This window comes from Cryobacterium sp. TMS1-20-1, assembly GCF_004402355.1.
GTDB classification, from domain to species: Bacteria; Actinomycetota; Actinomycetes; order Actinomycetales; family Microbacteriaceae; genus Cryobacterium; species Cryobacterium levicorallinum.
In genome coordinates, this window is the sequence record NZ_SOGF01000054.1 from 133,816 (window position 1) to 159,421 (window position 25,606).

Genomic DNA, 25,606 nt, shown 5'->3' on the forward strand with positions numbered 1-25,606 from the left:
CGGGGTTTCGCGTGATTTGGCCCTTACAGCCAGTCCCGACGCTTGAAGACGATGTATAGGGCGCATCCCATCGCGAGCATCAGGGCGAGCGCGAACGGGTAGCCCAGGGTCCAATGTAGTTCGGGCATGTGGTCGAAGTTCATGCCGTAGATGGTTCCGACCAGGGTCGGCGCGAACAGGATCGCCGCCCAGCTGGAAATTTTCTTGACCTCTTCGCTCTGCGCCAGGCTGGTCTCCGACAGGTGCCGCATTTCGTCGTTCTGGGCCTGTCCCACGAGGGTGCTGTGCACGGTCAGCGCGTTTTGCAGCAGCTGCCGAAAGGCGTCGCCGCGTTCAACGATGCGCAGGGTATGGTCGAGCACATCGCGCAGGTGCCGGTGCAGTTCCAGGTCGACGTTGTATTTGTCGAAGCCACGCTGCATGGCCTCAAACATACCCACGAGCGGTTGGGTGGCTCGTTGAAACTCAATCACTTCGCGGGACAGGGCGTAGATGCGTCGGCTGACCTCGGGGTCACCGTCGAAAAGTTGGTCTTCGATCTCATCGATGTCATTTTCGAGGCCGGCGACGACCGGCCCGTACTCGTCGACGACCTGGTCGAGAATCGCATACAGCACGGCTTCCGGGCCGAGGGCGAGCAGGTGCGGTGCCTGCTCCATCCGCTGGCGCACCTGGGCGAGGTCGGGCGATTCCGCGTGACGGATGGTGACGACGAAGTCCGGGCCGACGAAGACGTGCAGCTCACCGAATTCAACGCGTTCCTCGTCGTCCATATAGCGAGCGGGGCGCAGCACCACGAACAAAATATCGCCGAACCGCTCGATCTTCGACCGCTGATGGCCCTTGAAAGCATCCTCAATGGCCAGGTGGTGCAGGCTGAACTCGGTGGCGACGGCCCGCACTTCCTCCTCGCTCGGCCGGTACAGTCCGATCCAGGCGAAGCCCTTATGCTCCTTCATGACCTCGAAGGTCTCGTCGAGGCTGGGCGGTGTCGAAACCCGATGCCCGTCCACGTAAACCGCGTTGTCCACCAGGGCCATGGGCTCTCCTTGTTCGCTCCTAGTTTGCCACCGCGTACGGTTGCAGAGTGACGCAAACGGATGTCTCCCTCTTCCTGGCTGCGCGGGCGCCGCACCCCGAGACCGACCGTCTGCACCTGGCCGAGGCCGTCGCCCGGGTCTGCCGGGTTGAGCTCACCGAGGTCACCATCGCGCAGCGCTGCGAGCGCTGCGGCGGCGCACACGGGAAACCCCGCGTGCTGCGGCCGCCGGGCACCTTCGCGAGCCTGAGCCGCGCCGCCTCGACCGTCGCCGTCGCCGTGTCGCTGGCCGGGCCGATCGGCGTCGATATTGAGAGCGTCAGTGCGGTCGGCCGGGCCGGGTTCGACGACGTCGCGTTCAACGGGCCCGAGCGGTTAGCCCTGCGGGCGGTGCCGATGGCGGCACGCGACCGGGTGCGCGCGACGCTCTGGACGGCGAAGGAAGCGGTGCTCAAGCTGTCCGGGGCGGGGCTGACGGTGGACCCGCGGGAGCTGACCGTTGTATACCCGAAAGCGGCGGCATCCGTTTTTGTGATGGAGCCGCGGTGGCAGCTGCTGAGTTGGCCGGGCGCTTCCCTCGATCTGGCCGACCTGCATCTGGCGGGCTTCGACGCCGGCCCAGGCCTGGTCGGCACGGTGGCCATCCTCGGCCCGGAAGCGCCCCGGATCGTGCTGCTCCCCCAAACGTGAGGCGCAGCGTAACGGATACCTGTTGCTGGTGCCCACAGGCGCCGCCGCCGGCACCCATTTCATGCTGCGCGGGACTTGCGCCGCTGCGCCAAAGGCCCAACACCCGCGATACGCGCGACCCGCCCAGCGCGGCTATCGGCTCGGCAGAGCCCGCTACCGCACCCAGCGCAGCTAGAGGCTTGGCAGGGGCCGCTCCTGCACCCAGCGAGCCACGAACCCGCCGATCGCCCGACTGCCGGTGTGCTCGGCGAAGAACTCGATGAAGTCATCGGTGGAGACATACCCGTGCCGCCGGGCCGACGTGTAGGCGCGCAGGGCTGAAAAGAAGGCCTCGTCGCCGAGCGACTTGCGAATGGCGTGCAGGGCGAGCGCTCCCCGTTTGTAAACGCGGTCGTCGAACATGGCGTGCGGGCCCGGGTCTCCGACGACGATGTCGTGGGGCAGCGCAGCGACCTTGCCGCGGTGCAGGGCGGCCAGAACGTCGGCGGTGCGACCGCCGCGTTCCTCCTCCCAGAGCCATTCGGCGTAGCAGGCGAAACCCTCCTGCAGCCAGATGTCCTGCCAGCGGGCCACGGTGAGGCTGTTGCCGTACCACTGGTGTGCCAGTTCGTGGGCGATCAGCCGGTCTTCGCCGTGGTTGCCGTCGACGTGGTTGCTGCCGAACACGGCCAGGCCGTGCGCCTCGAGCGGAATCTCCAGCTCGTCCTCGGTGACGACGACGGAGTATGACGCGAACGGATACGGCCCGAATCGGTCGGCGAAGAACGCGATCATCTCGGTGAGGCGGGCGAAGTCGCTGCCGACCCGGGTGGCCAGTTCAGCCGGAAAGTACAGGCTGTGCGCGACCGGCCGGGCGGCGAGGTCGCGGCGGCGGTACCGGCCGATCAGCACGGTCGCGAGGTAGGTGGCCATTGGCTCCCGCACGTCGAAGGTCCAGCTGGTGCGCCCGGAGCGACTCGACTGTGCCGACAGCGCCCCGTTGGACACCACGGTGTACCCGGATTCACAGCCGACGGTGATGCGAAAGGTGGCCTTGTTGCTCGGATGGTCGTTGCACGGAAACCAGGAGGGGGCCCCGCAGGGCTGCCCGGAGACGAGTACGCCGTCGTCGAGTTCTTCCCAGCCGACATCACCCCAATTGCTGCGCACCGGATGCGGCGCCCCGCGATAACGCACCACGACCTCGAACAGGGCCCCGGCTTCCACCGGTGTGGCGAGCGTGATCACGAGTTTGCGGGCCGTGTGCGTCACCTTCGCCGGCCGCTCGCGGTTCACTGTGACTTTTTCCATGCTGAGGCCGGCGAAATCGAGACTGAATCGGTCCAGCCGCATCAGCGCCCGCGCGGTGATGATCGCGGTGGCGTTCAGCCGGTTGGTGGCCACCCGATAGTCGAGGGTCAGCTCATAGTGCTCGGCGCTGTAGCCGCCGTTGCCGGAGGTGGGAATATAGGGGTCGCCGGCGCTGGCGGCACCGTAAGTGGTCTGCAGAGTCTGGCCCATCAGTCCACTATTCCACGCTCGACCACGGCGGCTGGTGCCACGGCGTGATCGGGTTGCCGGACCAGAGCGACCCGGTCGGCACGCGTTCGCCGCGCATCACGAGCGAGCCGGGGCCGACGGTCGCTCCGGCATCGATTGACGCCGCTGGCAGAATGACACCGTTCGGGCCCAGGGTGGCACCCTCGGCGAGTTCGACCGCGTCAAGCTGCATGATCCGATCGTGAAACAGGTGGGTCTGCACGACGCAGCCGCGGTTCACCGTGCTGCCGGCACCGAGTCGCACGAGATCGGCTTCGGGCAGCCAATAGGTTTCGCACCAGACACCGCGCCCCACCGTGGCGCCGAGGGTGCGCAGCCACACGGCGAGCGCCGGCGTGCCCGATGCTTTCTCGGCGAACCACGGACGGGCCACCATCTCCACGAAACTGTCCGACACCTCGTTGCGCCAGATGAACGATGACCAAAGCGGATGCTCCGACGCGTCGATCCGCCCGACCAGCGTCCACTTGACCACCGTCGTGACCCCGGCGGCGACCGCGCCGGCCACGAGCATGACCACGCCGGACAGGGCGATGGCCGCGCCAAGTCCGAGCCTGAGCCAGACCAGGTCGAGCAGGGCGAGTACGAGCAGCGCGATCCACGCGGCGGTGACACCGGCCACGATGCGCAGCAGTTCCCAGAGTGACCGGGCGACTTTCAGGCGTACGGGAGGGTGGAACGTTCGCGAGTCGTCGGCATCCGTTTGCCTGCGCCGCAGGCGGGCCGGCGGGTTACCGAGCCAGCTGGAACCGCGCTTGGCCTTGCGCGGCGTCGAGGAGAGCACAGCGACGAGCCCGTTGCGCGGCACGGTACGACCGGGGCCGGCCATGCCGCTGTTGCCGAGAAAAGCCTTGCGGCCGATCTTGGCCGGGCCAATGTGCATCCAGCCGCCGCCGAGTTCGTAGCAGGCGACCATGGTGTCGTCGGCGAGAAAAGCGGCCGGCGCGATCGTCGTCAGCGAGGGCAGCAGCAGCACGGTTGACGCCTCGACGTCGGCGCCCACCTTGGCGCCGAGCAGGCGCAGCCAGGTCGGGGTGATCAGGCTCGCGTAGACCGGAAACAGCACGTTGCGAGCGCCGTCCAGGATACGTTCGGTCATCCAGACCTGCCAGCCGATGCGGCTGCGCACCGGATAGTAGCCCTCGCGCAGCCCGATACCGAGGGCTCGCACGAAGGCGATCACGAGCAGGGCGTAGGCGAGTCCACCGGCCAGAACCGCGACCGGCAAGATCAGCGCTGCCCGCAGCGCGGCGACACCGAGACTGCTGGCGTCGCCGACGGCACCGCCGACGATGACGGCGCCTAGCGCGAGAGCCAGCGTGGGAATGGCCGTCATCGCGACGGACCCGGTGGCGAACGCGCCGAGCCACCGGCTGGCCCTTGCCGGCCGCTCGGCCGGCCACGGACGCCTTGCCGACCCCGCCCGGCGGGCCGGGGAACCAGCCCAGCGCTCCCCCGGTGGCACGCGGGACGAAACTGCAGCGCCGGGTTCGATCTCCGCGCCGTTCCCGACGTGGGCCCCGCCGAGCAGGGTGCTGCGGGAACCGATTCGGGCGTCGGCACCGACGTGCAGGTGGCCGATCCGCAGCACGTCGCCGTCGATCCAATGGCCGGCCAGGTCGACCTCGGGCTCGATCGAGGCCTGGGCGCCGATGGTGAGCAGACCGGTGACCGGTGGCAGCGAGTGCAGGTCGACGTCGCGGCCGATCTCGGCGCCCAACGCCCGGGCGTAATAGCTGATCCAGGGGGCACCGGCCAGGCTCGCTGCGTCAACGAGCAGCGCCACCTGCTCGGCGAGCCATAGCCGCAGGTGCACGGAGCCGCCGCGCGGATAGTTACCCGGCACCAGGTTGCGCAGCAGCAGCCTCGATGCGATCACCGCGATCAGCATTTTGCCGGGCGGCGTCACGAACAGCGCAAAACCAAGTGCCACCCACCACCAGGACAGAGTCGGCGCAAAGGGCGCCCCGGCCAGGCTCAGCAGGTTGTTCGCGATGGCGAGGTAGACCAGCCAGCGGGCGCCGCTGAGCACGTGCAGGGGAATGCCGAGCAGGGTCTGGGCGAGCTGGCTGCGCGCCGGTGTCGGCAGCACGGTGCGCACGACTGGGACTTCCACGGGAGTGCGCGCGTCGAGTTCCTCGGCCAGGGAGCCGATGCGCGGGTGGTCGTAGAGGTCGGCGACGGTGGTTTCGGGGTGCCGGACCCGCACAGCCGACACGAATTGCGCGGCTGAGAGCGAACCGCCGCCCTGGGCGAAAAAATCATCGTCGGGGCCGGTCACCGGCACGCCCAAAATGGATGCCCACGCCTCGGCCAGCCACTCGGCTGTCGGTGACAGCGCCGCGGTCTCGTCGGCCGATTGAGGCAACGGCCAGGGCAATGCAGACCGGTCGACCTTGCCCGAGGTGCGGGTTGGCAGCGCGTCGACGATGGCCAGCAGCGGCACCAGTGCGGCGGGGAGTTCCTCGCGCAGCCGGTCAATCGCGGCCGACCGGTCAAACGGCGCGCTGGCGAGGGCGAGGGCGACATAGCCGACCAGAATGTGGTTGCCGGCCGGGGTGGTCTGGACCACGGCGGCGCCGCCGGCGACTCCGGGAAGAGCGCCCAGGGCCGCATCCACTTCACCGAGCTCGATGCGGCGGCCGCCGAGTTTCACCTGGTCGTCGGCGCGCCCGGCAAAGACAAGGCCCGCCGTTTCGAAGCGCACCAGGTCCCCGCTGCGGTAGGCGCGATCCCAGCCGAGCTGCGGGTGCTGCGCATATTTCTCGGCGTCCTTCTCGGCGTCGAGGTAGCGGGCCAGACCAACACCGCCGATGATGAGCTCGCCGGTCTCCCCCGCGGCGACCCGGTGCCCGGCCGCGTCGACGACGGCGAGGTCCCAGCCGTCGAGCGGGAGGCCGATGCGCATCTCGCCGATGCCGTCGACGAGGGCGCCGCAGGCCACGACGGTCGCTTCGGTCGGGCCGTAGGTGTTCCACACTTCGCGTCCGCGGGTGGCAATGCGGGCGACCAGCTCGGGCGGGCAGGCCTCACCGCCGAAGATGAGCAGCCTAACGGCCTCGAGCGACTCTTCCGGCCAGAGCGCGGCGAGGGTCGGCACGGTCGAGACGACGGTGATGCCGTGGGTGATCAGCCACGGGCCAAGGTCGGCGCCGCTGCGCACGAGCGAGCGCGGGGCGGGAACCAGGCAGGCGCCGTTGCGCCAGGCCAGCCACATTTCCTCACAGCTCGCGTCGAAGGCCACAGAGAGCCCGGCCAGCACGCGGTCTCCGGTTCCGATCGGTTCGTCCCGCAGAAACAGTCCGGCCTCGGCGTCGACGAACGCAGCCGCGGACCGGTGGGTGACGGCGACGCCCTTGGGCACGCCGGTCGAGCCGGAGGTGAAGATGACCCAGGCGTCGTCATCGGGCGTCGGAATGTTGCCGGTCGGAAAGACCAGCGCGGGATCCTCGTGCGGTCCGACACGGCGAGCGCGCAGGGCCTGCACGTCGAGGCCGTCGCGAGGCGCAAACACGCCGCCCTCCCCGATGATGCCGACCACGTGGGCTTCGGCGAAGACCAGCCGGGCGCGTTCCTCCGGGTCGTCCGCGTCGACCGGCACGTAGGCGGCACCCACCAGCAGCGTGGCCAGGATCGACACATACAGGTCGCGGGTGCCGGAGGGAATGCGAATTCCCACGGTGTCGCCGCGCCGCACCCCGGCCAGGCTCAGCGCATTTGCCTGTGCCTGCACGCGTCGCAGCAGGCCGCGATAGCTGATCGTTCCGGCCGCATCTTCCAGGGCCAAAGCCTCCGGATGCTGCGCCGCGGTTTCCGCAATAATGTCGGCGAGGGTGCGGGCCGGCTTGGCCCGGTGGCCCGCCGCCAGCACCTCCTGGCCGTGCCCGCCCCGGTCGGACGTGATCGGGTGACTTTGGCTCTGGTGCTCGCTCACACTGCTCCTTGATCAGGTCGTGGCAGTGGTGCACGGCGCCAAAACACCAGTCTAGAACTCACCGGTAACGCGGAGGTGAACAACCCCGCCACCGGGGGTCACCCGGCCTGGCAGTGGCGTGCAGAGTCTCAATGAAGCGTGCTTGCGCATCCGCTCCCCCTGGGTCGACACCTCGGGGAGCGTCGCAACAGCATTTCCCGGCTCGCAGCGGCCTTCACCGCGAGCGTCTCCACGGCAACGTGTGTCAGCGAGGTGTTGGCCCCCGGCGCCCGAGAAACACAAAAACCCTGCATCTCAGATTTTGCGAGGGATGCAGGGTCGTAAACCGGTGTGCCCCTGGAGGGATTCGAACCCCCAACCGTTTCCTTAGGACGGAACTGCTCTTCCGTTGAGCTACAGAGGCTGGCCGGGCAAGTTTAGCCTGCGCAACGTCGCTGACGCGAAAGCCCGCAGTCCCCCACGTGCCGCGGACGCTGCAGCAGTCGCACTGCAGCAGTCGCGCGGACGTACCTTAAGGGCGCACGCCAGCGCATCCGCTTTGCTGCCGTCAGGCGGCGGGTGCCAGATAGGCGTCCCAGTCCTCCAGCGGTCGCTCGATACCGCGCACGACCCAGGTCGTGCCCTGCGGCATCCGCGGGGTGAAGCGCAGTTCCCACCCCATTTCGGCCGGTGTGTGGTCGCTCTTGAGGTTATTGCAGCGCAGGCAGCAGGCGGCGAGATTGTCCCAGGTGTCGCGGCCACCGCGCGAGCGCGGCAGCACATGGTCGATCGTGGCCGCGGACTTACCGCAGTAACAGCAGCGGTGATCGTCACGGCGCAACACTCCGCGGCGACTGACCGGCACGAGTCTCGACATGGGAATGCGCACGTACCGCGTGAGCAGAATAACGCTCGGCCGATCCCACGAGCCCGAGGCCGCCAAAACGGGGTGATTCTGATCGGACTGCACGATCGTCGCCTTCTGGTTCATCACCAGAATGAGTGCTCGTTTGAACGAGACAACGGCGAGGGGCTCATAGCCCGCATTGAGTACCAGTGTGCGCATGCGCTCCCTTTCGAAGGAGGCTGGACGGCTTCCAGCCATTCGAACTACATCCGATGCGTACAGAACAGGAGCGTGACAGCGCGAGAGAGGGTACAAAAAAAGGCGCCGTCACAATGACAACGCCTTACGGCTGCTCACGCAGCTCTTCTCGCTCTGACAACTATGCCGAAAGCACTCGCGACCGCGCACATCCATGGTGTGGATAGTGCGTCGCTCATGCATGGGCTCTCCTAAAGACCTACAACTACATCAGGGCACTAGGTTAACCCACAAATGGCGCAACAGGGAAACCTGTGTGCGCCATCGGTGTGAGCTGTTACCCAGTGTTCACCGCGGGGGCGACTTAGATGCCGATCCGCACGATGTAGTAGTCGCTAGTCCAGATGGGCTGGATCCGCACGGACTGGCCCGTATAGGGCGCGTGCAAAATGTTGCCGTTGCCGGCGTAGAAACCGTCGTGGCCGTCCATGATCACGAGGTCGCCGGGCACGGCATCCTCGATCGCGATCTTGGTTCCGGCTGCACCCTGGCCCGTCGAGGAGTGGGGCAGGCTGATACCGAACTGCGCATAGACGTACATAATGAAGCCGGAGCAGTCGAAGCCGGCCGGGGTGGCGCCGCCGTAGACATAGGGCACGCCCTGATACTGCGAGGCCACATTGAAAACGGATGCGAGATCAAAATTCGGGTAGGTCGGGTTGGCCAGGTAATCGGCGACACTCGGGCCGGAGTAGCTCGCGGCGTACGAGGTCATCTGCGCGGCCACTTCGATGCGGCGGGTTTCGGCCGCGGCAGCAGCAACGGCAGCTTCAAGTTCCTCCGGGGTGGTGGCGGTGAATCCCTCGCGAGCAACACTCACGGTCGCTGCCTGCGCGTCGACTTCAACGGCTTGAGCCTGAGCCTTGGACATCTCGGAGGATTCACTGGCCTGAAAGCTGGCTTCGTTCGAACCGGGGGCGAAGGCATAGGCCGGGAGGGCCATCGTGGCGATCATGCCGGTAGCGAGGGTCATGACGACGGCATTGCCGAGGCGGCTGCGGCGCTTCTTCGGGGCCGCGCGGGGCAGCGCTCGGTGGGTGTGTGCCGTCGATTCCACTGTTGCCAGGGCATCGGATGTTCGGCTTAGCCCGCGGCGGGACCTTCTCGTTCCTAATGCAGCCAAAGTTTTAACCTCCGGCGCCTCGACAACACTAGGTTGTTGTCCCGTCCACTTCGCTAATCGCGGGTGTGTTCCTAGTCAAGAGACGGGGCGAACAGGCGTCCTAACTAGAGTCCTTCGACCGTTTCTGATCTGTGGGACTCCCCGAGGCTACAAGAAGCACACCCATTTGTCACCCTGAAATACCATTTTTCTAACGAATTGGTAACGGAACGAGTGTCCCCGGGAGGCGACCGGCGGCATCCGTCGACCAGCGATGCCGGCTGGATCTCAGTGAACGACCGGGATGTAGCCGTCCGGTGTGCTGACGAAAATGTGGCTGGCGACCTCGCTGGGCAATTCCAGGCCGGCACCAAAACCTTCGACCTGTACTAGAACGTATGATCCGGCCACCGAGAAGACTCCGGTGGCGCCGGGCATGACGCCGCTCTGCTTGAGCTGCAGCAGCAGCTCGGGGTCGAACTGCACCGGTTCCCCCAGGCGACGGATGACCGCGGTCACCGGATCGGGTGAACTCGCCACCACCGCCACCACGTTGGTCACTCCCGCCATGAACGCCACGGCCGCCGATTCGCCGAACTCGTCCAGACCCGGAATCGGATTGCCATACGGAGACTCGGTGGGGTGACCGAGCAACTCCAAAATCTTACGTTCCACCTGTTCGCTCATCACGTGCTCCCAGCGACAGGCCTCATCGTGCACGAACTCCCACTCGAGCCCGATCACGTCGCTGAGCAGGCGCTCGGCCAGACGGTGCTTGCGCATCACGTGCACGGCCTTACTGCGGCCCGCCACCGTCAATTCCAGGTGCCGGTCGCCGGAGACGACGACGAGGCCGTCCCGTTCCATGCGCGCGACGGTCTGAGAGACCGTGGGGCCGGAGTGCCCGAGGCGCTCGGATATGCGCGCCCGCAACGGCACGATCTCCTCTTCCTCCAGGTCGAGGATGGTGCGGAGATACATTTCGGTGGTGTCGATCAGATCGCTCATCCGCAGCCCTTCGTTCAGCTCGTGCGCGCACCGCTCATCTGGTGACGGAAGGGTGCCTCGTTGGCGGCCTCGGCAATGGCCCGCACAGCGTTACAAGCCTACCTGCCAGTGGGAGGGCAACTAGAATTACGGCATGGCCGACCTTCTCATACCCACCGATCTGCTCCCCCTCGACGGACGATTCGGCTGCGGCCCATCGAAAATCCGGCGAGAACAGCTCGACCACCTGCTCGGATTCGGCACGGGAGTGCTCGGCACCTCGCACCGCCAGCCCCCCGTGAAGGACCTCGTCGGCCGAGTACGTGGCGGCCTCGCCGAGCTGTTCAGCATTCCGGACGGCTATGAAGTCGTGCTCGGCAACGGCGGCTCGACCGCCTTCTGGGACGCCGCAGCGTTCTCCCTGATCGAGAAGCGCGCGCAGAACCTGGTCTTCGGCGAGTTCGGCGGAAAATTCGCCAAGGCGGCTGCCGCCCCGTGGCTTGACGCCCCCGACGTGATCGAGGCCGACACCGGCTCGCGCAGCGACTTCATCGTGAAGGGCGGCATCGACGTTTACGCTTGGCCCCAGAACGAAACCTCGACCGGCGTCATGGCCCCGGTCACCCGGGTCGCCGGCGATGCTGGCGCCCTTACCGTCATCGATGCAACGAGCGCCGCCGCCGGCATCGACTTCGACGCCAGCCAGGCGGACGTCTATTACTTCGCCCCGCAGAAAAACCTCGCCTCCGACGGTGGCCTGTGGATCGCCCTGTTCTCCCCGGCGGCCCTCGAACGAGTCGAACGTATCGCTGCGAGCGGCCGCTACATTCCGGAATTCCTCAGCCTCAAGAACGCCGTCGACAACTCGCGCCTGAACCAGACGCTCAACACTCCAGCCCTCAGCACGCTGCTGCTGATGGAGAACCAAATCGACTGGATCAACCAGAGCGGCGGACTGGCGTGGGCGTCCGCGCGCACCCAGGCATCGTCATCCGTTCTGTATGACTGGGCGGAAGGCGTCGATTACGCGACCCCGTTCGTGGCGGACCCGACCCACCGTTCGCAGGTCGTCGTCACGATCGACTTCGACGACGCCATCGATGCGTCAGCGATCAGCAAGACGCTGCGCGCCAACGGCATTGTCGACACCGAGCCGTACCGCAAGCTCGGCCGCAACCAGCTGCGCATCGCGACCTTCACCGCGATCGACCCTGAGGACGTCAAGAAGCTCGTCGCGTCGATCGAACACGTCGTCGGCCACCTCGGCAACTAGCGCGAACCGCGGGCGAAAGGATCGGGCCATGCGTCTCTGGTTGAAAGACAGTGAACGGCGACCCGATCCGCTGCCCGCCAGAACGGATGCCCGCACGGCACTGGTCGTGGGCACGCTGCTCTGGCTGATGGCCCTCGGCGCCGCACTCGTCGTTGAGTTCACGGCGCCGCGGGCGTCAGGGGCGGCGAGCGCGGCGGGACCGGGTTGGTGGCTGTGGTGCGCTGTGATCGGCGTCGGGCTCGGACTCGCCGGTCTCGCCTGGGTTCAGTTCCGCCGCCGCTAGCGCCTCATCGAAATCGATGCCGTCGAGGGCGTCAAGCGAGTCGTCGTGGGACTCATCATCGTCGTCGTCGTCGGACTCATCGTCATCGTCGTCTCCGTCGTCGTCGTCGGACTCATCGTCGTCGTCGTCGTCGTCGTCCGAGTCGTCGTCTGAGTCGTCGTCTGAGTCGTCGTAATTCTCTGAATCTGAATCGTCGACATCCGCCTCCGAGTCGTCCTCGACCAGTCGATCCGACCACGGCACCCACTCGGGTGCGAGCAGGGAATCGTCGCCGGGGGTGAGCTCTGTCTCGAGCACCGTCGGCGCGGCGTTTTCATCGACTCGAGCCAGGGATACCGTCCAGCGCCAGCCCGGATAGCCCGTCATCAGGCAGTCGAACAGCAGCGAGATCACGAGTTCGCCCTCATCGAGGTGCCCGATCACCTCGCCGATCGTGTCCTCGTCGGTGATCTCCAAAAGCGCAGCGCGGGCCAGATCGACAGCCGCGAGCAGGATGGCGTCGGTCGGTTTCGCCGTCGTCGGCCGGGCGTCGGTCGGCTGGGCGTCGGTCGGCTGGACGTCCGGCAGGTCAGGCATCCAGTTCCTCGGCGACCTTGCGCAGCATCGCCGCGATCTTCTTACTATGGCTCGACTCGGGGTAGCGCCCGCGCTTGAGGTTGGTGCCGATGCCGTCGAGCAGCTTCACCAGGTCTTCGACGATGATCGCCATGTCGTCGGCGGGTTTGCGGTTGATCTTGGACAGGCTTGGCGGAGCTTCAATCACGCGCACCGAGAGCGCCTGAGCGCCGCGCTTGCCATCGGCGATGCCGAATTCGAGCTTCGCGCCGGCTTTGACGGTAACGCCGGAAGGCAGGGCGGAAGCGTGGAGAAAGACTTCCTGGCCGTCATCGCAAGTGATGAAGCCAAAACCCTTCTCCTCGTCGTAAAACTTGACCTTGCCGGTAGGCATCTGAACCTCACTGAGTTTTGGGCGCACGAAAAAGTGCGGGGTGTGCACCCAGCATATTCGGTTGCGGCCGCTGCGTGCCCGTATCCTTAGGCTGTGACCAATCAAACTCCACGACCCGTCAGCCGGATAGAACGTGTTCTCGCTTACATGGTTGCGAGCGTGGTCGGGTTGTCGATCCTCGCCTTCATCGCGGTGATCGCGGCTACGGCGATGGGCGTCAAGGCGGCGCAATTCGGGCAGGGCATCTGGCCATCCGTTATTGTGCTCCCGACCTTCGGCCTGCCGGTTGGATTCCTGCTGGTCATCGCGCTAATGGTCACGGTGGGAGTTCGCCGCAGTCGCGAAGCCCGACGAGACCGCGAGTAATGCTCGGCCTCGCGTCACGACTCCGGGCCCTGTCCGATGCCGAGCTGCGGCACGTGATCGGGGTGCGCGGTGTGAGCGCGAGCGGCATCCACGATTTCTTTGACCTGGCCGAGGCACTGCTGCACCCCGACAGCATCCAGCTGGCGCTCAGCCACCTGGACCGGTCCATACTGGCCGTCCTGGCCGTCGCCGGCGAGTGCACGCGCGCTGATTCGGCACCCAGCCTGCACGCCGTCGCCGGGCGGCTCTCAGCACTGAGTTCCGCCGAGGTCACGGCCGTCGATGTGGCCGCCCGCGCCGACTCCCTCGACGCCCTGCTGCTCACGGTTCGCACGGACGGATGCTGCATCCCCTACGACGCCGTCTCGGCTCACCTGGCTAAATGGCCGGCCCAGGGCCTTCCGGGAGCCGCCGATCTGGCCATCACGGTCTCCCCCGCTGCCGTAGCCGCCGTGCCGGACGCCGATATCCCGTTCATCGACCAGCTCGCCGCCGAGCGCGCCTTCTCGGTTGTATCTTCGATCGCCGAGCTGGTTAATGAGCTCAGCCGCGAGCCGGCCCGCGAGCTCAGCCGCGGCGGACTCGGCCTGCCCGACACGAAGCGCCTGGCCGCCATTATGACCGTCGAACTCGAGCTGGTCGCCCCGATTGTGGCTCTGGCCGCGCGCGCAGACCTGCTGGCCCGCTCCGACGGGTATTGGATGGAAACCGAGGCCGGCGAGGCCTGGCTGCTCGAGGGCACTACCTCCCGCTGGGCCGCCCTGGCTGCGGCCTGGCAGGCGGCCCTCCCGCCGATCGTCGCCGACATTCTGCCGCGGCAGGCTGGACTGTTCTGGGGCGAGGCGCTATCGGGATTCATAGCCTGGCTCTACCCAGCAGGCGGCGAGTGGATGCAGACGCAGCTGGCCGAGTTTGCCCGTGACGCCGAACTGATCGGAATCACCGCCCACGACACCACGAGCACCGCCGGCGCGAGCGTGCTGCGCGGCGACCCCGAGGCGGCCGTGGCGACCATGGTGGCCGCCCTGCCCACCGAGGTCGGTGCCGTGTATCTCCAGCACGACCTGTCAATGGTGTCCCCCGGCCCGTTGGCCCCGTCGATCGATGCCCGCCTGCGGGGGATGGCCGACGTGGAAAGTCGGGAACTGGCGTCGAGCTACCGCATCACCGCGGCATCCGTCAATCGTGCGCTGGCCGCGGGCGAGGACGCGAAGTCCCTGCTGGCCTTCCTGGCATCGATCTCGCTCACCGGAATTCCCCAGCCGGTGGACTACCTCATCAACGAGTCGGCCGCCCGCTACGGTCGTGTGCGGGTGGGTACCCTGGCCGAGGACGCCGCCCTCGCGTTGAGTTACGTCTCTTCAGCGGATGCCGCGCTGCTGAACACGATCGCGGTCGATCAGACCCTCGCCCCACTCGGGCTGGTGCGCGCCGACGACGGCGAGCGCCTGCTCAGTCGGTTCGGCGGCGACGCGGTGTTTTGGGCGCTCAGCGATGCGCGCTATCCCGTCGCCGCCGAGAACGAACACGGCGAGATCGTGCACCTGCGGCGACACCAGGTCGCCCGGATCACCGAGACGCCGCCGAAAGATCCGGCCCTGAACCTGGTCGAGAAACTCCGCGCCGGCGACGGCCACGGCGTGTCGGTAGCGGATGCCTGGCTCGCCCGCCAGCTCGACTCCGCCATCAAAGCGAAGCAGACCATCCTGGTCAGCATCGCGATGCCCGGCGGCTCGGTCGTGGACTATCTACTGCAACCGGCCAGTGTCAGCAACGGTCGCTTCCGAGCTCGCGACCGACGCGCCGACATCGAGCGCACCCTGCCGCTCAAGAGCATCCTGAGCATCACCCCGGTACCCTGACCGATCGGGACACCCAGCGCGAGCATTGGCTGAGTGCGCGGAACCAGCCGGGTACCGGGGACGTCACCCGACGCGAGTAGGATTAGGCGCTATGTCTGATGGCCCCCTGATTGTCCAAAGTGACCGCACGGTGTTGCTCGAAGTCGCCCACCCTCTTGCCGAGGATGCTCGTCACGACCTCGCCGTCTTCGCCGAACTCGAACGAGCCCCCGAGCACATCCACACCTATCGCATCACGCGGCTGGGTCTGTGGAATGCCCGGGCGGCCGGCCACGACGCTTCGGACATGCTCGCCACGCTGGAGAAATATTCTAAATTCGCCATACCCCAGACGGTCAGCGTGGACATCACCGAGACTGTCGGCCGCTACGGGCGTCTCGTCATTGAACGCGACTCCGAGGGCGCTCTCGTGTTGCACAGCAGTGACCAGGCCGTTCTCACCGAGATAGCAGGAGCCAAGCGCATCGCGCCGCTGCTGATCGGGCATCCGTCGCCGGAAACGTACCTGGTGGAGCCGTGGGCGCGCGGGCAGCTCAAGCAGGAGCTGGTGAAGCTCGGCTGGCCGGCCGAGGACCTCGCGGGGTACACGCCGGGCACCCCGCACGACATCGCCCTGCGCGAAGACGGCTGGGCGCTGCGCGACTACCAGAACAAGGCCGTCGCGAGCTTCTTCGACGGCGGCAGCGGTGTGGTCGTGCTGCCCTGTGGCGCCGGTAAGACACTGGTCGGTGCCGGAGCCATGGCCACCGCGAAGACCAACACCCTCATCCTGGTGACCAACACCGTCTCGGCGCGACAGTGGCGCGACGAACTGCTCAAGCGCACCACGCTCACGCCCGACGAGATCGGCGAATACTCCGGGCAGGTCAAAGAGGTCAAGCCCGTCACCATCGCGACCTATCAAATTCTCACCGCGAAGCGCAAGGGTGAGTACGCCCACCTCGAGCTGCTCGATGCCATGGACTGGGGCCTGGTGATCTACGACGAGGTGCACCTGCTGCCAGCACCCGTGTTCAAGCTCACCGCCGAGCTGCAGGCGCGCCGCCGCCTCGGCCTGACCGCCACCCTGGTGCGCGAGGACGGCCGCGAGGGCGACGTGTTCAGCCTGATCGGCCCCAAGCGGTTCGACGCACCGTGGAAGGAGATCGAAGCCCAGGGCTTCATCTCGCCCGCCAACTGCTATGAGGTGCGCATCGACCTGCCACAGTCGGAGCGGCTCAGCTATGCCGCGGCAGCGGACGACGAGCGGTACCGCATGGCCGCAACCGCACCGGCCAAGCTCGGCGTGGTGCAGGCCCTGATCCAGAAGCACGAGGGCGAACGCATCCTGGTGATCGGCCAGTACCTCGACCAGATCGACGAACTCGCCGCGGTCTTGAACGCTCCCCAGCTCACCGGTGCCACCCCAATCGACGAGCGAGAACGGTTGTATCAGGCGTTCCGGGTGGGCGAGGTCAAGGTGCTCGTGGTGTCGAAGGTTGCCAATTTCTCGGTCGATCTGCCCGAGGCGACCGTGGCCATCCAGGTGTCCGGCTCGTTCGGCTCCCGCCAGGAAGAGGCCCAGCGTCTCGGCCGGCTGCTGCGCCCGAAGGAGTCCGGTCTGTCGGCGAACTTCTACACCCTCGTCGCCCGCGACACGGTCGACCAGGACTTCGCCCAGAACCGCCAGCGCTTTCTCGCCGAGCAGGGCTACAGCTACACGATCCTCGACTCGCACAGCCTCGAGGCCGCCTAGCTCCTCTCCCGCGCGTCTGATTACTTCCCGGGCCCGGGCCCGGAAATCGGGCCCATGCTAGATCATGGGCCCGCTTTCGCAAGGTGGGCCCAGGCGGATGCCGACGCCGGGGTCAGCGCATAATCCCGCCTAGCGCCACGGCCACCGACCCGTGAGTTTGCAGTGCCGACCCGTGAGTTCCGCTCGCCGACCCGTGAGTTTCGCGGCGTTGAAACGTTTAATTCGCCCAACACTCACGGCTCGGCAACGAGCGCGCGCTCAGGATCGGGCGTAGCGCAGAAAGAGCATGTCGCCGGCGCGCAGCACGTGCAGCAACTCCATAGTGCGGGTCACAGCACTAGCGCCAACGGCTATACGCCCAGCAGAGCCCCCCACCAGCACCGGGCTGAAACTCAGGCACAACTCGTCGACACAGTCCGCCGCGAGCAGGTCGCCGAACAGGTGCGGCCCCCCCTCGCACAGGATCTGCGGCAATCCGCGTTCGGCGAGCGCCGCCACCACGCGGTGCGGCTCGACTTCTTCGTCGCCGCACACGATCACGTCGGCCACCGCGGCGAGCGCGGCCCGCCGGTCTGACGGGGCGGCGGCGTGGGTCAGCACGATGGGGCGGGTCACGGCTTCCGTGAAAAGCGGATGCCGCGGGTCGAGATCCAGACGCCCCGACACCACGGCCAGCGGAGGCTGGGCGGCCAGACCCGCCTGCGTGCGCCAGGCCGCGTCATCCACTGGTAAACAAATGCCGCCGTAGCCCTCGGCCCGAACGGTGCCGGCCCCGATGAGGATCACGTCGGTCAGTAGCCGCAGGGTGTCGAACACGAGTTTGTCGTCGGCGTTGTTCAGGCCGCCGCTCAGGCCGTCGATGGTTGCGGCGCCGTCGAGGCTCGCGATGAAGTTGACGCGCGTCCGCGGCGCCCCGCGGTCGGCCACCCGGTAGTGCTCGATCAGTTCCGCCCGCGGCGGCAGCTCGGCGCGCATCAGGTGAGGTTGTGACGCTCGTAGGCGGGCTGCCGAAGCCCGAGGATGGCCTCGGTCATGCGCACGGCATCGACCGCCGCGCGCACGTTGTGCATGCGCACGATCCGCGCCCCCTGCAGAATGCAGACCGTCATGGCGGCCAGCGACCCGTCGACCCGTTCGCCGCGCGGCCGATCGAGGCTCTCCCCGACGAAATCCTTATTGGAGACGGCCACCAGCGTCGGCAGGCCGAGCCCGGTAATCTCGCCGAGCCTCCGGGTGAGTTCGAGCGAGTGCTGCGTGGTCTTGTTGAGGTCATGGCCGGGGTCGATGATGATGCGGTCGGCCCGCACCCCCCGCCCGAGGGCTCGGTCGACGCGGGAGAGCAGAAACGCGCTGATCTCACCGACAACATCGTCGTACTGCGGCGCCGGGTAGGGCATGCGCGGCGCCGCGAGGCTGTGGGTGATCACGAGGGTGGCATCGCTGTCGGCGACGACGTCGGCCATCGCCGGGTCGTGCACGCCGGTGGTGTCGTTGATCACGTGCGCGCCGGCGGCAATGCTTGCGGCGGCCACGGCCGGGTGGAAGGTGTCGACCGAGATGACCACGCCGGCGCCGCGCAGCGCCTCGACCACCGGAACGACCCGGTCGATCTCCTCCTCGATCGGCACGATTGGCCCGGGCGCGAACTTGGCGCCACCGATGTCGACCCAGTCTGCCCCGTCGGCAATGGCCTTCTGCGCCGCCAAAACGGATGCGTCGAGCGCGAACGTTGCACCCTGGTCGTAGAACGAGTCCGGCGTGCGATTGACGATGGCCATCACGGCCACCTCGCGATCGAAATCGAAGGTGCGGCCGCCGATCAACCGGCGCGGAGCATCCAGTTGAGGAAGCATCACTCCCGGAGCGGAGTTGATTCTCGTGCGTGTCATAACGGTCCTCACCATTGGAACAAATCGATTGTTCCATTCCATCATGTCGCCAACTCCTGCCGCGGAACGGATCGTCGGCCGTCGATCCCCGCTCACGGACTTACTCTCAGCAAAGCTCCAGCTAACACGCAGATACTGGGGGCATGACTGACGGCCCCCGCATCCTTATCGTCGATGACGAACCCAATATCCGCGACCTACTCACCACCAGCCTCCGCTTCGCCGGCTTCGCCGTACGCGCAGTGGGCAACGGCGCGCAGGCTATCTCCGCCGTGCTCGAGGAGGAACCCGACCTCATCATTCTCGATGTCATGCTGCCCGACATGAACGGTTTCGGTGTCACCAAGCGCCTGCGTTCGGCCGGCTACACGGCCCCGATCCTGTTCCTGACGGCCAAGGACGACACCGAAGACAAGATCACCGGCCTCACCGTCGGCGGCGACGACTACGTGACCAAGCCGTTCAGCCTCGACGAGATCGTCGCCCGGATCAAGGCCATCCTGCGTCGCACCATGCACGCCGATGAAGATGCCGTCATTCGCGCCGGCGAACTCACCATGGATCAGGACACCCACGAGGTTCTCGTCGGCACCGAGGCGATCGAACTGAGCCCGACCGAGTTCAAGCTGCTGCGCTACCTCATGCTCAACCCCAACCGGGTGCTGTCGAAGGCGCAGATCCTCGATCACGTCTGGGAATACGACTTCAACGGTGACGCCGGAATCGTGGAGAGCTACATCTCCTACCTGCGCCGCAAGGTCGACGTGCACTCGAGCGAACCGCTCATTCAGACCAAGCGTGGCTTCGGCTACATGCTCAAGGCCGCCAAGGCGTAGTCACGGCGTTCGTTATACACAGCGAGCTTTCGTAGACTAAATCTTCTTATGCACGAAACCCTGTCCAGGCGGTGGAGCAGCATCTCCCTCCGTTCCAAGATCACCGGTGTCACGGTGTTGATGCTCACGCTCGGCCTGCTCGTTTCCGGCATCGGCACAATGGCCATGCTCAAGCAGTATGTGGTGACCCAGGTCGACACCCAGTTGCAGGTCGACACGCAGACCGCGCTCAGCGGTTACTCGTCGAGCGTGTTCTCGCAGGGTGACACCGAGGGCGTCGCCTCGGACTATTTCGTGGCCCTGTACGACCAGGACGGCGCGCTGATCACCCGCACCTGGCAGGAACGCGACCACGCCGAGCTGCCGGTTGTCGGCATGCCGCTCGACCTGAAACGGGTCTCGCAGCTTGACGGACAGATTCAAACTCTGTGGGACGCCGCCCACGACACCGAGTTTCACGCGATCATGGTTCCGGTCGTGATCAGCCCCACCGGCACCTACGGCACTCTCGTCATGGCCGTCTCGCTGCGGCCCACCGAGAACACCATGGCCACCTACCTCACGATCTTTCTGGGTTTCGGCGCCGGGGTCGTGCTGATCGGCGCCATGCTCACCCGCGTGCTCGTCACGACAACATTTGTGCCGTTGCGCGAGGCGGAGCAGACCGCCGCGGCGATCGCCGACGGTGACTTCAGCCAGCGTCTCGGCGGCGCAACGCCGAACACCGAGGTCGGTCGTCTCAACCGCTCGCTCAACATCATGCTCAGCCGCATCGACCGGGCCTTCAAAGACCGCGCCCGCACCATTGACCAGATGCGCCGCTTCGTCGGCGACGCCAGCCACGAACTGCGCACCCCCCTGGTTTCGGTGCGCGGCTACGCCGAGCTGTACCGCATGGGTGCCCTGCAGACCCCCGAAGATGTCGCCCAGGCCATGGAACGCATCGAAAAAGAGGCCATTCGTATGGGCGGTCTCGTCGAGGATCTGCTCGAACTCGCCCGCCTCGACGAGACCAAGCCGCTCGCGCTCACCCCGGTCGACCTCGTTCCGCTGGCCCGCGACGCCGCCCTCGATGCCATGGCCAGCTCACCGGGCCGCCAGGTGACGGTGGTGATTCCCCCGCCCGTGCTTGCGTCACTCGAGGCTGACGCCGATTTGGACCACCACTTCGGTGACTCCGGCGAGATCGACAACGATGGAACGGAGAGCGTCACCACCGGCACGATTACCCGGCCGTCCGGAACGGGCACTCCGACCGGTGCTATTGCCTTCGCCGGCGCCACCCTGGCCCGGCTGCGCACCCGCAAACCGCGCCGCACAACCGCTGTGCTGCCCGATGCCGGCCTGACTGTGTTGCCCGTCGTGCCCCAGCTGCCGCCCATGGTGATGGCCGAAGAGAACAAGATTCGCCAGGTCATCACCAACCTGATGGGCAATGCGATGCGGTTCACCGCCTCGGACAGCCCGATCGAACTCGAGGTCGCAGTCGACCCGCGCACCCTGCGGGCATCGATCGCCATCGTCGACCACGGCGAGGGAATCCCGCCGCAGATTCGGGAGAAGATCTTCCAGCGCTTCTGGCGCGCCGACTCCAGCCGCGCCCGCGAAACCGGTGGCAGCGGCCTCGGCCTCGCCATCGTCGCCGCCATCGTCGCCAGCCACAACGGCACCGTCGACGTCGGCGACACCCCCGGTGGCGGCGCCACCTTCCGGGTCTCGCTCCCCCTCGCCGGCACGCCGAGCGCGCCGCTGCACGCCCAGCCCGTCATTCCGTAGCGGCCCTCCTGCACCGGCCGCGGCAGGCGGCATCCATTCACAAATTGGCTGCCGGGCAGCGGATGCTGCACGCTCGCCTTCTACGCTCATGGTCACCAACATCCATGTTTGAGTAGCAGGAAGGCACACCATGACGAGCTTTCAGGTCGACAGCGATGCGGTGCAGAGCACCGCCAACACCGCACGCGGCACGATCGGGCGGGTGCAGGCCGATGTGGCCGAGCTCAACGCCCAGCTCACCAGCCTCGAAGGGTTCTGGACCGGCCAGGCGTCTACAGCGTTCCAGGGGGCTTTCGCCGAGTGGCGCGGCATGCATCAGCAGCTGGAAGAGAGCCTGACCCTGCTCAACCAGGCGCTGAGCCTGGCCGGGCAGCAGTACGCCGAGACCGAGCAAGCCAACACCCGGCTGTTCGCGCGGTAGGCGATTCGTGGCCGGTCGGAGTGTGTTATCCCGCGCGGGATAGCACTACCGCACCCACCGCATCCCGAAAAAGCCCGGAAAGACGCGGATTTTCGGTTGCTAGACTGACGGACGCGCTTACGCCGCCACCGCGGCCACTCGGACAGCCAGCCCGCGCACACGCGGCCGGCGCCACCCCGACATCACACCAAGCACCAAGGATGAGATGACTCTCTCTGCCCACACTCCCGCCACCGAACCATCGACCGGACCGCCTGGCCTCCCCCCGGAGAACAAAACCCGGGTGAACAAGACGGTCTTCTTCGGTTCAGCCTCCGGCATCATTGCCATCGCCCTCTGGGCGATCCTCGCCCCCAGCAACGCGAGCGACGTCATTGCCGCCGTCGTCGGCTGGGTGTCGGTCAACCTCGGCTGGTATTACTTTCTGATCGTCACTGTCGTGCTGGTCTTCGTCATCGTCGTCGCGCTGTCCCGGGTCGGCAAGACCCGACTCGGGCCAGACCACTCCAGGCCGCAGTTCAGCCTGTTCACCTGGACCGCCATGCTGTTCGCCGCCGGAATCGGCATCGACCTCATGTTCTTCTCGGTCTCCGAACCGGTCACCCAGTACCTCGCCCCGCCCACCGGTGATGGCAGCTCCGTTGAGGCCGCCCGCCAAGCCATGGTCTGGACCCTGTTCCACTACGGCATCACCGGCTGGGCCCTCTACGCCCTCATGGGTCTGGCCCTCGGTTACTTCGCCTACCGGCAGAACCTGCCGCTGAGCATCCGTTCGGCGCTGTACCCGATCTTCGGCAAGAAGATCCACGGCCCGATCGGCGACGTGGTCGACATCGCCGCGATCCTCGGCACCATTTTCGGCATCGCCACGAGCCTCGGCATCGGCGTCGCCCAGCTCAACTACGGCCTCACTTTTATGTTCGGAACGCCGGAGACCCTGCTCGTGCAGGGCTCGCTCATCGCCCTGAGTGTGGTCATGGCCACGATCTCCGTCGTCTCCGGGGTCGAGAAGGGCATTCGTCGACTGTCCGAGCTGAACGTTCTGCTGAGCGTCGGCCTCATGCTGTTCATTCTGATTGCCGGCAACACGAGCTTTCTGCTCGACGCCATCGTCCTCAACATCGGTGACACCCTGAGCCGGTTCCCGGCCATGACCCTCGACACCTTCGCCTACGACCGCCCCGATGAATGGCTCAACTGGTGGACCCTGTTCTTCTGGGCCTGGTGGATCGCCTGGGCACCATTCGTCGGGCTGTTCCTGGCCCGCATCAGCCGCGGCCGCACCATCCGCGAGTTCGTCGCCGGCACCATGATCGTGCCGTTCGCGTTCATCCTGATCTGGATCGCCGTGTTCGGCAACAGCGCCCTCGCCATCGTGATCGGCGGAGATGCCGGCTTCGGCGAGGTCGCCATGAATTCGCCGGAGCGTGCGTTCTACTCGCTGCTGGCCGAGTTCCCGTTCGCCCCGGCTACCGCCGCAATCGCGACCTTCACCGGACTGCTGTTCTATGTCACCAGCGCCGACTCCGGTGCCCTCGTCATGGCCAATTTCACCTCACATCTCAAGGACTCCGAGTCCGACGGCCCGAAGTGGCTGCGCATCTTCTGGGCGGTGACCACCGGAGTGCTGACCATGGCAATGCTGCTGGTGGGCGGCATCCCGACCCTGCAAAATGCCACGATCATCATGGGGCTGCCCTTCTCCGCGGTGCTGCTGCTCGTCATGCTCGGGCTGTATCGGGCGCTTCGGTTGGAGCAATCGCTCACCGACAGTTACCGGGCCAGCCTGCCCGGCCTGTTGTCCGGTCGCAGCACCGACCCGGCCCGGGCGCGCAACTGGCGTCAGCGGCTGACCCGCGCCATGAGCTACCCTGGCCCCCGCCAGGCCGAACGCTTCGTGTCGAGCGTGGCCCTGCCCGCCCTGCAGGAAGTGCGTGACGAGCTCGTGACGCAGGGTGCCGAGGTGACGCTATCGCAGGGCGTGGTCGATGGCCTGCAGATTCCGCACCTCGACCTCAACGTGTCGATGGGCGACGAGCGCGGTTTCAAATACCAGATCTACCCCGTGCAATTCGACACTCCGACCTATGCGGTGCGTTCGGCGAGCGCCAGCGGCAAGTATTACCGCATGGAGGTTTTCTCCCTCGAGGGCAGCCACGGCTACGACCTCATGGGCTACAGCAAGGAGCAGGTCATCACTGACGTGCTCGATCATTACGAAACCCACCTCGACTTTCTGCACCTGAACCGGGCAGAGCCGGGAAACACCGCCCTCGCCGAGGACCAGGTGGCTAAAGACAATTGGGAAGCCGATTTCGAATCGGACGAGGTCAAGCAATGAACACACCGATCAATACCGCGCCGCCGGCCACGCTGTTCATCAGCGGCGCCTGGGTACCAGCGAGCGACGCCGGCACCCGCGAGATCCACTGCCCGGCCGATCAGAGCCTGGTCGGCACGGTCAGCGAGGCGACCACAACGGATGTCCATGCTGCGATCCGCGCGGCCCGCACCGCCTTCGACAGTGGCCTGTGGAGCAGCGTTCCGGCGCCCGAGCGTGGTGATTTCCTGCTGCGCGTCGCCGCTGAACTGCGCGTGCGCCGGGCCGAGTTCGCCCGCGCCGAGACGCTCGACACCGGCAAACGTCTGGTCGAGAGTGAAATCGATATGGACGACATCGCGAACTGCTTCGCCTACTTCGGCAAGATCGCCGGGCAGGACAGCGGACGCATCGTCGATGCCGGCGATGAAAACGTCGTCAGCCGCATCGTGCACGAGCCCGTCGGGGTCTGCGGGCTGATCGCGCCGTGGAACTACCCATTGCTGCAGGCCGCGTGGAAGATCGCCCCGGCCCTCGCCGCCGGTAACAGTTTCGTGCTCAAGCCGAGCGAGCTCACCCCGCACACCAGCATGCTCATGATGGTACTGCTGGACGACCTCGGTCTGCCGGCCGGCGTCGCCAACCTCGTGCTCGGTGCCGGCGCTGTGGCCGGGGCCCCGCTCTCCAGCCACCCCGACGTCGACCTGGTCTCGTTCACCGGCGGTCTCGAGACCGGCCGGAAGATCGCAGCGGCCGCCGCCGGAACGGTCAAGAAGGTCGCCCTCGAACTCGGCGGCAAGAATCCCAACGTGATCTTCGCCGACGCCGACTTCGACGCCGCCGTGGACAACGCGCTGAACGGCGCGTTCGTGCACTCGGGGCAGGTCTGCTCGGCCGGCGCGCGCATCGTGGTGGAAGCATCCGTTGCCGAGAAGTTCGTCGACGAGCTCGTGCGCCGGGCCAACCAGATCCGTCTCGGCGGACCGTTTGACCCGGAAGCCGAAACCGGGCCGCTGATCAGCGCAGCGCACCGCGACAAGGTCACCGCCTACGTTGCGAAGGGCATCGCCGAGGGCGCCCGCCTGCGCTGCGGAGGAACCTGGGGCGCAGGCGACCTCGCGCAGGGCTTTTATTACACGCCGACCGTGCTCGACCAGGTTTCGAGCGGTATGTCCGTCGTGATCGACGAGGCTTTCGGCCCGGTCGTGACGATTGAAACCTTTGAGACCGAAGCCGAGGCCGTGCGCATCGCCAACGACACCGTCTACGGCCTGGCCGGAGCGGTCTGGACCCAGGACGCCGGCAAGGCCCAGCGCATGGCCAAGGCCTTGCGGCACGGAACCGTCTGGATCAATGACTTTCACCCCTACCTGCCGCAGGCGGAGTGGGGCGGCTACGGCCAGTCCGGCGTTGGTCGCGAGCTCGGCCCGATGGGTCTCGGCGAGTACCAGGAAACGAAGCACATTTACCAGAACACCGCACCGGCCGTCACCGGCTGGTTCGCCGCACGTTAGGACCACC

20 protein-coding genes and 1 tRNA gene are annotated in these 25,606 nt (G+C 66.7%); 10 read left to right on the plus strand and 11 right to left on the minus strand.

Going from position 1 to position 25,606, the window contains the following annotated elements; translation table 11 throughout:
- Positions 1-23: 23 nt before the first annotated feature.
- Positions 24-1,040, minus strand: coding sequence for a magnesium and cobalt transport protein CorA (locus E3O45_RS13140; protein ID WP_134443793.1), 1,017 nt, complete (start codon positions 1,038-1,040; stop codon positions 24-26).
- A gap of 47 nt (positions 1,041-1,087) precedes the next feature.
- Between E3O45_RS13140 and E3O45_RS13145 the strand changes: the two genes are divergently transcribed.
- Complete coding sequence (locus E3O45_RS13145) at positions 1,088-1,729, plus strand: 4'-phosphopantetheinyl transferase superfamily protein (protein ID WP_134443794.1); 642 nt, start codon at positions 1,088-1,090, stop codon at positions 1,727-1,729.
- Between the two features lie 171 nt (positions 1,730-1,900).
- Here the strand turns inward: E3O45_RS13145 and E3O45_RS13150 are convergent, their stop codons facing one another.
- From E3O45_RS13150 to E3O45_RS13175, 6 genes are all read right to left on the minus strand, one after another.
- Positions 1,901-3,229 (minus strand): M1 family metallopeptidase, encoded by a 1,329-nt coding sequence (locus E3O45_RS13150; protein WP_134443795.1) that lies wholly within the window; start codon positions 3,227-3,229, stop codon positions 1,901-1,903.
- A gap of 7 nt (positions 3,230-3,236) precedes the next feature.
- Positions 3,237-7,139 (minus strand): Pls/PosA family non-ribosomal peptide synthetase, encoded by a 3,903-nt coding sequence (locus tag E3O45_RS13155; RefSeq protein ID WP_241985358.1) that lies wholly within the window; start codon positions 7,137-7,139, stop codon positions 3,237-3,239.
- Positions 7,140-7,533: 394 nt separating this feature from the next.
- A tRNA-Arg gene (locus E3O45_RS13160) sits at positions 7,534-7,605 on the minus strand.
- A gap of 144 nt (positions 7,606-7,749) precedes the next feature.
- Complete coding sequence (locus E3O45_RS13165; protein WP_134443796.1) at positions 7,750-8,247, minus strand: HNH endonuclease; 498 nt, start codon at positions 8,245-8,247, stop codon at positions 7,750-7,752.
- Positions 8,248-8,590: 343 nt separating this feature from the next.
- Positions 8,591-9,343, minus strand: coding sequence for a C40 family peptidase (locus E3O45_RS13170; RefSeq protein ID WP_241985353.1), 753 nt, complete (start codon positions 9,341-9,343; stop codon positions 8,591-8,593).
- Positions 9,344-9,676: 333 nt separating this feature from the next.
- A complete protein-coding gene (locus E3O45_RS13175; RefSeq protein ID WP_134443797.1) occupies positions 9,677-10,396 on the minus strand; it encodes a metal-dependent transcriptional regulator in 720 nt (239 codons plus the stop codon).
- Positions 10,397-10,529: 133 nt separating this feature from the next.
- On the opposite strand from E3O45_RS13175, the gene serC reads away from it, so the two are divergent.
- Positions 10,530-11,648 carry a phosphoserine transaminase gene (serC, locus tag E3O45_RS13180; protein ID WP_134443798.1) on the plus strand — a complete coding sequence of 373 codons (1,119 nt, stop codon included), beginning with the start codon at positions 10,530-10,532 and terminating at the stop codon, positions 11,646-11,648.
- A 175-nt stretch (positions 11,649-11,823) separates the two neighbouring features.
- Here the strand turns inward: serC and E3O45_RS13190 are convergent, their stop codons facing one another.
- Positions 11,824-12,507, minus strand: a complete 684-nt coding sequence (locus tag E3O45_RS13190) for a DUF3027 domain-containing protein (RefSeq protein ID WP_134443800.1) — start codon at positions 12,505-12,507, stop codon at positions 11,824-11,826.
- Positions 12,500-12,880, minus strand: coding sequence for a cold-shock protein (locus E3O45_RS13195; RefSeq protein ID WP_134443852.1), 381 nt, complete (start codon positions 12,878-12,880; stop codon positions 12,500-12,502). The genes E3O45_RS13190 and E3O45_RS13195 overlap by 8 nt, the downstream gene beginning before the upstream one ends.
- A gap of 93 nt (positions 12,881-12,973) precedes the next feature.
- On the opposite strand from E3O45_RS13195, the gene E3O45_RS13200 reads away from it, so the two are divergent.
- The 3 genes from E3O45_RS13200 (at position 12,974) to E3O45_RS13210 (ending at position 16,843) form a co-directional block, all read left to right on the plus strand.
- Positions 12,974-13,246, plus strand: a complete 273-nt coding sequence (locus E3O45_RS13200) for a multidrug ABC transporter ATPase (protein ID WP_134443801.1) — start codon at positions 12,974-12,976, stop codon at positions 13,244-13,246.
- Complete coding sequence (locus tag E3O45_RS13205; protein ID WP_134443802.1) at positions 13,246-15,108, plus strand: helicase-associated domain-containing protein; 1,863 nt, start codon at positions 13,246-13,248, stop codon at positions 15,106-15,108. The genes E3O45_RS13200 and E3O45_RS13205 overlap by 1 nt, the downstream gene beginning before the upstream one ends.
- Before the next feature lie 91 nt (positions 15,109-15,199).
- The gene (locus E3O45_RS13210) at positions 15,200-16,843 is read left to right on the plus strand and encodes a DNA repair helicase XPB (protein ID WP_134443803.1); all 1,644 of its coding nucleotides are present in this window, start codon (positions 15,200-15,202) and stop codon (positions 16,841-16,843) included.
- A 258-nt stretch (positions 16,844-17,101) separates the two neighbouring features.
- On the opposite strand, the gene E3O45_RS13215 is transcribed toward E3O45_RS13210, so the two are convergent.
- Positions 17,102-17,818, minus strand: coding sequence for a pyrimidine reductase family protein (locus tag E3O45_RS13215; RefSeq protein WP_134443804.1), 717 nt, complete (start codon positions 17,816-17,818; stop codon positions 17,102-17,104).
- Positions 17,818-18,732: a dihydropteroate synthase gene (gene folP / locus E3O45_RS13220; protein WP_134443805.1), complete on the minus strand. Its 915-nt coding sequence runs from the start codon at positions 18,730-18,732 to the stop codon at positions 17,818-17,820. The genes E3O45_RS13215 and folP overlap by 1 nt, the downstream gene beginning before the upstream one ends.
- 143 nt (positions 18,733-18,875) lie before the next feature.
- On the opposite strand from folP, the gene E3O45_RS13225 reads away from it, so the two are divergent.
- The 5 genes from E3O45_RS13225 (at position 18,876) to E3O45_RS13245 (ending at position 25,599) form a co-directional block, all read left to right on the plus strand.
- Positions 18,876-19,568 carry a response regulator transcription factor gene (locus E3O45_RS13225; RefSeq protein ID WP_092112483.1) on the plus strand — a complete coding sequence of 231 codons (693 nt, stop codon included), beginning with the start codon at positions 18,876-18,878 and terminating at the stop codon, positions 19,566-19,568.
- Positions 19,569-19,616: 48 nt separating this feature from the next.
- Positions 19,617-21,344 (plus strand): HAMP domain-containing sensor histidine kinase, encoded by a 1,728-nt coding sequence (locus E3O45_RS13230; RefSeq protein ID WP_134443806.1) that lies wholly within the window; start codon positions 19,617-19,619, stop codon positions 21,342-21,344.
- Positions 21,345-21,474: 130 nt separating this feature from the next.
- Positions 21,475-21,765, plus strand: a complete 291-nt coding sequence (locus E3O45_RS13235; RefSeq protein WP_134443807.1) for a WXG100 family type VII secretion target — start codon at positions 21,475-21,477, stop codon at positions 21,763-21,765.
- A gap of 205 nt (positions 21,766-21,970) precedes the next feature.
- Positions 21,971-24,106, plus strand: a complete 2,136-nt coding sequence (betT, locus tag E3O45_RS13240) for a choline BCCT transporter BetT (protein ID WP_134443808.1) — start codon at positions 21,971-21,973, stop codon at positions 24,104-24,106.
- The gene (locus E3O45_RS13245; protein ID WP_134443809.1) at positions 24,103-25,599 is read left to right on the plus strand and encodes an aldehyde dehydrogenase family protein; all 1,497 of its coding nucleotides are present in this window, start codon (positions 24,103-24,105) and stop codon (positions 25,597-25,599) included. Before betT ends, E3O45_RS13245 begins: the two co-directional genes overlap by 4 nt.
- Positions 25,600-25,606 lie beyond the last annotated feature (7 nt).